Here is an 8,698-nt window from a genome sequence, read left to right on the forward strand (position 1 = left end):
AGTGATCATGTGCAAAGCGTCGGGATAGATAAATTAGTAAGTTTGTTGCTTCAGACCTTAAAAAAAATATGCTTCGGCTGGTGCGCGCGTCCGGTATGTTCAAACCTGATCGTGCGCCAGGGAAACAGGGCGAACACCCGCGCTCTTTTGGAGACTCATATGGCCGCCTACAACCTGCGCCAGCTCAAATATTTCGTCACCACCGCCGACTGCGGCAGCGTTGCCGAGGCCTCGCGCAAGCTCTACATCGCGCAGCCCTCGGTCTCCACCGCGATCAAACATCTGGAAGAAAGCTTCGGTGTGCAGCTGTTCATCCGCCACCACGCCCAAGGAGTTTCCCTGACACCGAGTGGCTCGCGCTTTTATCGCAAGGCGCTGGAGCTGCTGCGGGTCGCCCATGAGTTCGAGCAGAACGCGTTGGCTGACAACGACGTGGTCGCGGGGCAGATCGATATCGGCTGTTTCGAAACCGTCGCGCCGCTGTACCTGCCGCGCCTGATTGCCGGCTTCAAGGCGCGTTGGCCAGGGGTGGAAATCCGTATTCGTGATGGCGAACAGCAGGAACTGGTGCAGGCGCTGACCGCCGGCAGCATCGACGTGGCCATGATGTTCGAGCACGATCTGGACAGCACCATCGAAACCGCGCCGCTGATGCCGCCGCAACAGCCTTATGCGTTGCTGCCGGTCAGCCATCGCTTCGCGCAACAGGCGAAAGTCTCGCTGCATGATCTGGTGCTGGAACCGATGATCCTGCTCGACGTGGTGCCGAGCCGCACCTACTTCGTGAGCATCTTTGAGGAACGCGGACTGACGCCGAACATCGTCTTCAGTTCACCGTCGATCGAGATGGTGCGCGGCATGGTCGGCAACGGTTTCGGCTTTTCGATTCTGGTGACCAAACCGTTCAGCGACTACACCTACGACGGTCAGCAAGTTGTCTGCGTGCCGCTGGCGGAAAACGTCACCGGATCGGGATTGTCGGCGGCCTGGCTGCGCCGGGTGCAACTGACCAAACCGGCGCAGTTGTTTGTCGATCACTGCCGCGAAGAACTGGCCCGACTGCACCCGTGAGGGCGGTCGGGCCGGGGTTCAAGCTCTGATAAACGCAAGCATGCGCTGGAGCATCTGATCGCAAGCCTGCAACTGATCGAGGCTGACAAACTCATCGGGTTTGTGGCCCTGATCCATGCTGCCGGGCCCGCAGACCACGGTCGGAATGCCGACAGCATCAAACAGACCGCCTTCAGTACCGAACGCCACAGTGCCGAAATCCTTCGAGCCGCAAAAAGCCGAAATCAACTCGGCGGCCTGACTTTGCGCATCAGTGGCCAGCCCCGGATACGCCGACAAGGCGCTGAAGCGGATATCGCTTTGCGCACTGACCGCACGCATGCGCGGCAGCACTTCGCGCTCGGCGTAGTCTTTCAATGCTTCGGCAACCAGCGCCGGATCCTGTGAGGGCAGGGCGCGGATTTCGAAATCGAAACGGCAATCGGCCGGGACGATGTTCAAGGCCTTGCCGCCGCTGATCACACCGGTCTGCACCGTGCTGTAGGGCGGATCGAAGCGCGCATCGTGATGCTCCGGCGCTTTCAACTGCTGGCCGAGCCGACCCAGTTCAGCGATCAGTTCGGCGGCGTATTCAATCGCGTTGACCCCGAGCGGCGCATAGGCCGAATGGCACGGATGGCCCTGCACATCGCAGCGCATCGCCAGTTTGCCCTTGTGGCCGAGCACCGGTTTCAGTTCGGTCGGTTCGCCGATGATGCACAGCAACGGTTTGATCGGGCGTTGCTGCAAGACCTCAAGCAACGAGCGCACACCGAGGCAGCCGACTTCTTCGTCATACGACAGCGCGATGTGCACCGGCAGGCGTAACGATGCCTGCACCAGCGCCGGCACCAACGCCAGCACGCAGGCGATATAACCCTTCATGTCCGCCGTACCGCGCCCGAACAGTTTGCCGTCGCGTTCCGTCAGTTCGAACGGCGGCAGCGTCCAAGGCTGGCCATCAACCGGCACCACATCGGTGTGCCCGGACAGCACAATGCCCGGTTGATCCACCGGGCCGATCGTGGCGAACAGGTTGGCTTTGCTGCGCTCATCGTTGTAGATCAGCGCGCACGGCACGTCGAAACCTTCGAGGTAATCGCGGACGAATTCGATCAGTTGCAAGTTGGATTCACGGCTGGTGGTATCGAAACCCACCAGCGCCTTGAGCAACCCGACGCTGTTCATCGGTCATCACCGGCCACGCCATAACCCGGTGCCTTGGCGGGGTCGAGGGCGCGGTCGATGTAGTCCTGAAGTTGCGGCTCGTAAGCGTTCCAGAGTTTTTGCAGCTGGCCGATCGGGTCTTCATCGGCCCAATCCACGCGCAGATTGACGATCGGCCAGGTCTGCTCGCCGACCACCATGACAGCGGCTGAGTGCACCGGGCCGGCTTCGCCACCGAGGGCTTGTGCGGCGTGCAAAGCTTTGAGCAAACGATCGGCGAGTTGACCTTCGCCGTCCTCGAAGGCGCTGACCATGGCTTCGATCACCGAACGCCCGGCGAGCATGTTTCCGGCGGCAACGCACTGTTCGCCAGTGACGGCGTTGTGCACGCCGAGGGTTTGCGCACCGCTGAAATGCGCGGTCTGGCCGAGGTGGTTGATTGCAGTGATCTGCCGGTACTGGCTGTAACCGTTGCGCGTGAGCACTTTGTCCAGCGCATCGTCCGGCGCCAGACCTTGCTCCATCAGCGCAAGAACTTCCGGGCCGAGGGAGGGCAGGGTGATGTTCTGGCTCGACACCGCGCCAACGCCCGGCAGCAGCCACGGGCAACGGGCGCCGACGGCGATGCTGGAGGAACTGATGGCGACACCGAACTGGCCGGTTTCGGCGCAGCGGGCTGCGATTGAAAAGGTCATCTGCTTATTCCTTTCTAGGAAGATGTTGTCCTTGAGGGCCTCATCGCTGGCAAGCCAGCTCCCACAGGGTTTTGAGTTAAGCCCAGATGTTGTGATCAACCCGATACCTGTGGGAGCTGGCTTGCCAGCGATGGCCATAACGCGGTGTGATGCCTTACTCAGGAATCACCGCAATCACATCGATTTCCATCAGCCACTGCGGCTGCCCCAGCGCCGACACCACCAGACCGGTGGAAATCGGGAACACCCCTTTGAGCCACTTGCCGACTTCGCCATACACCGCCTCGCGATAACGCGGATCGATCAGGTAGGTGGTGGTCTTGACGATGTGGCTCATGTCGCTGCCGGCTTCTTCGAGCAGTTGCTTGACGTTGCGCATCGCTTGTTCAGCCTGCGCGCGCGGATCACCAAGACCGATCAGATTGCCGTCGAAATCCGTACCGACCTGACCACGGACATACACGGTGTTGCCGGCACGCACGGCTTGGCACAAGTCGTTGTCCAGCGTCTGGTTCGGGTAAGTGTCTTTGGTGTTGAACATGCGAATGCGGGTGTGGGTAGGCTTGCTCATGTGCAGCTCCTGAAGAAGGTGAGCCCCGGCGCAATCGGCGCCGGAGCGAAAGAGGGATATCAAGCGTCGACGGTATCGGCGGCTTTGCTGTGGGTACCCGAGTGCAATGCGGCTTCACGCTGCTCGGCATCGCGATAGTCCAGATACTTGCGCTGGGTGGCGATGTGATCGGCGACGTGCTTGGCGTCGTGCCACACGCCCCAGATAAACGACGAACCCCGGCGCGACTGCCACGGCAGCCCGAGGAAATACACCCCCGGCTCACTCGACACGCCGCGCTGATGCACAGGCTTGCCTTTGTCATCGAACGCGGCGACTTGCAGCCACGAGTAATCCACGGCAAACCCGGTGGCCCAGATGATCGAGGTGACGCCGGCCTCGGCCAGATCCAGATCGGCCAGGGGATTTTTCACGCACTCAGGGTCGGGATAGGTTTCGCGTGCTTCCGGTTCTTCCGGCAGATCGAGGCCGTTGCGTTCGATGTAGGCATCGGCGGCATCCAGCAGCGCCAGGTAGTTTTCGTCGCCGCGATTGAGGTTGCCGAGCAGATCCTGCTTGAAGGTCACCACGCCGTTATTGAACGACTCGGTGACGCCGACCAGGGTCATGCCGCGATGGGCCAGACCACGGAAATCGATGGTGCGCCCGCCCTGGGCGCCGCTGACCGCAATGGTCACGTGCTCGCGACCGGGCTTCATCGCCGCTTGATCCCACTCGCCGAGCACGCCCAGCCACCAGCAGAAATCACGGTTGCGATAAGCACGCGGTGGACGGTCGTGAGCACCCACCGACAGGTAAACCTGTTTGCCCGAGCGCTGCAGTTCATCGGCGATCTGCACGCCGGACGAACCGGCACCGACCACCAGCACCGCGCCCTGCGGCAGTTGCTGTGGATTGCGATAGTCAGCGGAGTGGATCTGCAACAGGCGTTCGTCTTGCGGGGCAATCGCCGGGATCACCGGTTTCTGAAACGGCCCGGTAGCGGCGACGACTCGGTTGGCTTCGATCACACCTTCGGACGTCTCGACAGTGAAGCCCGGGCGCCCGACATTGCGCACCACGCTTTTCACTTCCACACCGGTACGGATCGGTGCATTGAACTTCTTCGCGTAGGCTTCGAAGTAATCGGCCACGCGTTCTTTCGGGGCGAAACCGTCGGGGTCGACATCATCGAATTCCAGACCCGGAAAGCGGTCGTGCCATGCCGGGCCGTTGGCAACCAGCGAGTCCCAGCGCCCGGTGCGCCAGCGTTCGGCAATGCGACTGCGCTCCAGCACCAGGTGCGGCACACCGAGTTTGCTCAGGTGCTCGCTCATGGCGACGCCTGCCTGGCCGGCACCCACGATCAGCGTGTCTGTTTTTATTATTTCAGGGGTCATCTCTACATCCTTCCTAGCAAGGCAGTGGGATTCGGGCCGCTGTTGGCTTGTCCGTTTTGCTTGAGGTCAGACTAGGGAGAGGGGGGATATCGGTAAAATATTATTAAGCTGGGATGTGAAGATAAAATTCTGATGCAGAGGGGCGAAAGCCTTTGAATACACGGCTTATAGCTGTTGGAGCGGGAGGAGAGGCGCGAGCGTAGCCCCTATATTTCGCGCGAGCCTTTGTGCGCCAGTCTGTCAACGGTCAGGAGTTTTTTCGCTGTCTCGGGCTCATCCGGCAGTTGGCCGCTGAGATCCCAGATTTCGAGCATTTTTGCGTATTCGAAAGCGTGGCGCGAGTCGCGCTGTATCCAGCGCTGGAAATCCTGGCGGACAGCCGGCGGACAATTGTCATCGTGCAGACGCATGCACCAATCGGCGGCTTGCACAGAGATGTCTTCGTCCATTGCGTTGAGGTCGGAAGGGGTCATTGAACGAGGGTAACAAAAAAGTCCGTCAAGCCGATGCTGACGGACTTTTTAATTTCGAATTTTCAGCGTTTGAGAAACGCTAGCAAATCCTCATTCAAGGCCTGTGCATGGGTCACCGCAAAGCCGTGCGGCGCCCCGGCGTACACCTTCAACTCGGCCTCTTTGATTTGTGCGGCAGCCTGTTTTCCGGTGGTTTCGAACGGCACGATCTGGTCGCCGTCGCCATGGATCACCAGCGTCGGCACGTCGATCTTGGCCATGTCCGGGCGGAAGTCGGTTTCCGAGAACGCCGTGACGCAATCCACGGTGCCTTTGAGCGAGGCAAGCAGGGCGATATTCAGCGTTTGCGTGAGCACGCCGTCAGAGACTTTCTGGCCTTGATTGGTGCCATAGAACGGCGCGGCAAAATCAGCGATGAACTGCGCACGATCCTGCAGCAGGCCAGCTTTGATGCCATCGAACACCGAGCTGTCTACGCCCTGCGGGAAGTCGGCCTTTTTGCCGAAAAGCGGCGTCACCGCACCCAACAACACCAGACCGGCAACCCGCTCGCTGCCATGCCGGGCGATGTAGCGACTGACATCGCCGCCGCCCATCGAGAAGCCCACCAGCGTTACGTCGCGCAAGTCCAGGTGATTGATCAGCTGCGCGATGTCATCGGCGAAGGTGTCGTAGTCGTAACCGGTCCACGGCTGATCAGAACGGCCGAAACCACGGCGGTCGAACGCGATGGTGCGATAGCCACGGCTGCTCAGGTATTCCATCTGGTATTCCCACATGTCGGCATCCAGTGGCCAGCCATGGCTGAACAGCACGGGTTTACCGCTGCCCCAGTCCTTGTAATAGATCTCGGTGCCGTCTTGCGTGGTGAAGGTGCTCATGGAAACTCCTGCTTCAGGGTTCGCGGTAGTGCCGGAATGGCGGCATTCACTATCAGCGCAAAGCGCTCCGGCTACTTGTATGCAGGTGCTGGTTTTGTGCAGTTCAGCCGTCGATCGGCGATAGAGTTGTATGGTGCAACCCTGAGCCGCACAGCTGCCCACTGATTCGAGGGAGTACATTTACGTGAAACGCAAAAGTTTGCAGGGCCATGCCTGCCCGATCGCCCGCACGCTGGACCTGATCGGTGACTGGTGGTCCTGCTGATCATTCGTGATGCGCTGGATGGCATCCGGCGTTTCAATGATTTCCAGAAGAGTCTGGATATCGCGAAAAACATGCTCAGCGCACGCCTCAAGGGGCTGGTGGAGCAGGGGATTCTGCAAGCGATACCAGCCGCTGACGGCGGGGCCTATAAGGAATACGTGCTGACCGAGCGTGGCAAGGCCTTGCAGACCGTGATCGTCGCGCTGTCGCAGTGGGGCGGTGAATTCATGTATGCGCCGGGTGAGCCGGGGTCGGTGATGGTTGATGCAAAGAAGCGTCAGCCGATTCGCAAGCTGGAATTGATCTCGGTCGCTGGCTCCGGAGGACGTTGCGACGCGACTGGGTGTTGAACACTGAGAGACGGTGCTGCTTAGTCAGGCATTTGTACATTCCTCGTTACAAACCCGACAAATGGTCGAAACGATTGTTTGACGCCAAAATGATGGCCATCTAATATCGCGCCACTATTTTGATGTCAATTTTCGTCTCGAGGGATCGAACATGTCCTCACCCGCCCTCGTGGCGAGGTTGTGCGTAGCTTTGCTGTGCCTGTCTCCAATTCAGATTGCCGTCGCCGCTCCGACTCCCGGTGACACCGACCTTATCCGTGACCGCCAGAACCGCCTGCTCGAAGAGCAGCAGCGACGCCTTGAGGAACTCAAGGATCTGCCCGGCAAGGACGCCAAGCCTGCGCAACCGGCAGCTCCCACCGATACCCGCTGTTTCCCGATCAAAGACATCGAGCTCAAAGGTGCCGACAGCCTCTCCGAGCGTGACAAGACTCGCCTGCTCAAACCCTATATCGGTGAATGCCTCGGTGTGCCGCAGCTCAACGAACTGCTCAAAGTCATCACCGATCACTACATCGAGAAAGGCCTGGTCACTAGCCGCGCCTACCTGCCGCAGCAGGATCTGTCCACCGGGCATCTGCAAGTGCTGGTGGTCGAAGGCAAACTTGAAGGCATGAAAGGCGCGGAAAACAGCCAGCTCTCGGCGCGCGAACTGGCCATGACCTTTCCCGGCAACACCGGTGAGCTGGTCAACCTGCGCGAGATCGAGCAAATGGTTGATCAGCTCAACCGCCTGCCATCGAATCAGGCAAAAATGGAGCTGGCGCCCGGCCAGAACGTCGGTGGCAGCGAAGTGCTGGTCACCAACACGCCGCAGAAACCATGGCGAGTCGGGCTGTCGCGCAACAACGACGGCCAGCGCAGCACCGGTGAGCAGCAGTGGGGCACCACGTTTGACTGGGACAGTCCGCTTGGCCTGGCCGATCAGTTGAGCCTGCGTGGCGGTCACGATGCGATGACCGACCATCAGCACACCTCCCGTAACGCCATGCTCAATTACAGCCTGCCGTGGGGCTGGTGGACGTTCAGCTACACCTATAGCCAGAGCGAATACCGCTCGCAAATCGCCGCCAACCTCTACAACTTCAAACAGACCGGCGACAGCGAAAACCATCAGTTGCGCGCCGAGCGGGTGATCCACCGCGACGCTGTCAGCAAGACTTCGCTCAGCGCTGGTCTGTCGTACCTGCGCACCAACAACTTCATCGAAGACAGCAAACTCAAACTGAGCAGCAACCGCATCAGTGAAGCGCAGTTCGGCTTCAACCACGGTCGCCGTGTCGGCAGTGCCTTCGTCAACTTTGACGCCGGCATGCAAGAGGGCATCGGTGCCTTCGATGCGCAGGGTAGTCACGATCCGGGGCCGGGTGAGCCAAATGCGCGCTACCGCAAATACACCGCCACCCTGAGCTACCTGCAGCCGTTCAAGTTGTGGGGCGAGTCGTTCAGCTTCAGCAGCCTGATGACCGGCCAGCGCAGTGAAGATGTGCTGTTCAGCCCGCAACGCACCAGCCTTGGTGGCTCGTCGTCGATTCGTGGTTACAAGGACCAGTCGCTGTCCGGTGACAGCGGCGGTTACTGGCGCAACGATTTGCGCTGGTCGCGTCCGGTGACGGTCGAGTGGCTGCAACCGGTGTTCTCCGAATACGGCACCAGCCTCGGTTACGACCAAGGTGTGATCCAGAACGGTCGCTACAACGGCGATCAGCACGGGCGCATGTCGAGCAATTCGCTGGACCTGTTTGCCCGTGGTCAGCATGTCGCTGCCAGCGTGACCTTTGCCCATTCCCTGGAACGCCCGGACGCACTGACCGAGCGTGAAGCACCGATTTATTTCCGCCTGGATTTCTTCCTCTAATAACAACTT

Annotated in this window: 8 protein-coding genes and 1 pseudogene; 3 read left to right on the forward strand and 6 right to left on the reverse strand. The window is 60.1% G+C overall.

The annotated features are described in order from the left end of the window. The first annotated feature begins 159 nt into the window (after positions 1–159). Positions 160–1,071, forward strand: coding sequence for a LysR family transcriptional regulator (locus U6037_RS11610; protein ID WP_322846844.1), 912 nt, complete (start codon positions 160–162; stop codon positions 1,069–1,071). Between the two features lie 18 nt (positions 1,072–1,089). On the opposite strand, the gene argE is transcribed toward U6037_RS11610, so the two are convergent. The 6 genes from argE to U6037_RS11640 all read right to left on the reverse strand — a co-directional run bounded on the left by argE (position 1,090) and on the right by U6037_RS11640 (position 6,216). After that, entirely contained in the window at positions 1,090–2,238 is a 1,149-nt protein-coding gene (gene argE, locus U6037_RS11615; protein WP_322846845.1) for an acetylornithine deacetylase, read from the reverse strand. Further along, positions 2,235–2,912: a DUF1028 domain-containing protein gene (locus U6037_RS11620; protein WP_322846846.1), complete on the reverse strand. Its 678-nt coding sequence runs from the start codon at positions 2,910–2,912 to the stop codon at positions 2,235–2,237. Before U6037_RS11620 ends, argE begins: the two co-directional genes overlap by 4 nt. Positions 2,913–3,066: 154 nt before the next feature. Then, on the reverse strand, positions 3,067–3,483 hold the full coding sequence (locus U6037_RS11625) for a RidA family protein (RefSeq protein ID WP_127926852.1): 417 nt from the start codon (positions 3,481–3,483) through the stop codon (positions 3,067–3,069). 59 nt (positions 3,484–3,542) lie between these two features. Continuing rightward, complete coding sequence (locus tag U6037_RS11630; RefSeq protein WP_322846847.1) at positions 3,543–4,862, reverse strand: NAD(P)/FAD-dependent oxidoreductase; 1,320 nt, start codon at positions 4,860–4,862, stop codon at positions 3,543–3,545. Between the two features lie 206 nt (positions 4,863–5,068). After that, positions 5,069–5,335: a FecR/PupR family sigma factor regulator gene (locus U6037_RS11635; protein ID WP_322846848.1), complete on the reverse strand. Its 267-nt coding sequence runs from the start codon at positions 5,333–5,335 to the stop codon at positions 5,069–5,071. 62 nt (positions 5,336–5,397) lie between these two features. Next, positions 5,398–6,216 carry an alpha/beta hydrolase gene (locus U6037_RS11640; RefSeq protein ID WP_322846849.1) on the reverse strand — a complete coding sequence of 273 codons (819 nt, stop codon included), beginning with the start codon at positions 6,214–6,216 and terminating at the stop codon, positions 5,398–5,400. A gap of 184 nt (positions 6,217–6,400) precedes the next feature. Here U6037_RS11640 and U6037_RS11645 point away from each other — a divergent pair. After that, a pseudogene (locus U6037_RS11645) lies at positions 6,401–6,838 on the forward strand (winged helix-turn-helix transcriptional regulator). A gap of 144 nt (positions 6,839–6,982) precedes the next feature. Further along, positions 6,983–8,689, forward strand: a complete 1,707-nt coding sequence (locus tag U6037_RS11650) for a ShlB/FhaC/HecB family hemolysin secretion/activation protein (protein WP_322846850.1) — start codon at positions 6,983–6,985, stop codon at positions 8,687–8,689. Positions 8,690–8,698: the final 9 nt, after the last annotated feature.

The sequence above is a fragment of the Pseudomonas sp. B33.4 genome (assembly GCF_034555375.1).
Taxonomy (GTDB): domain Bacteria; phylum Pseudomonadota; class Gammaproteobacteria; order Pseudomonadales; family Pseudomonadaceae; genus Aquipseudomonas.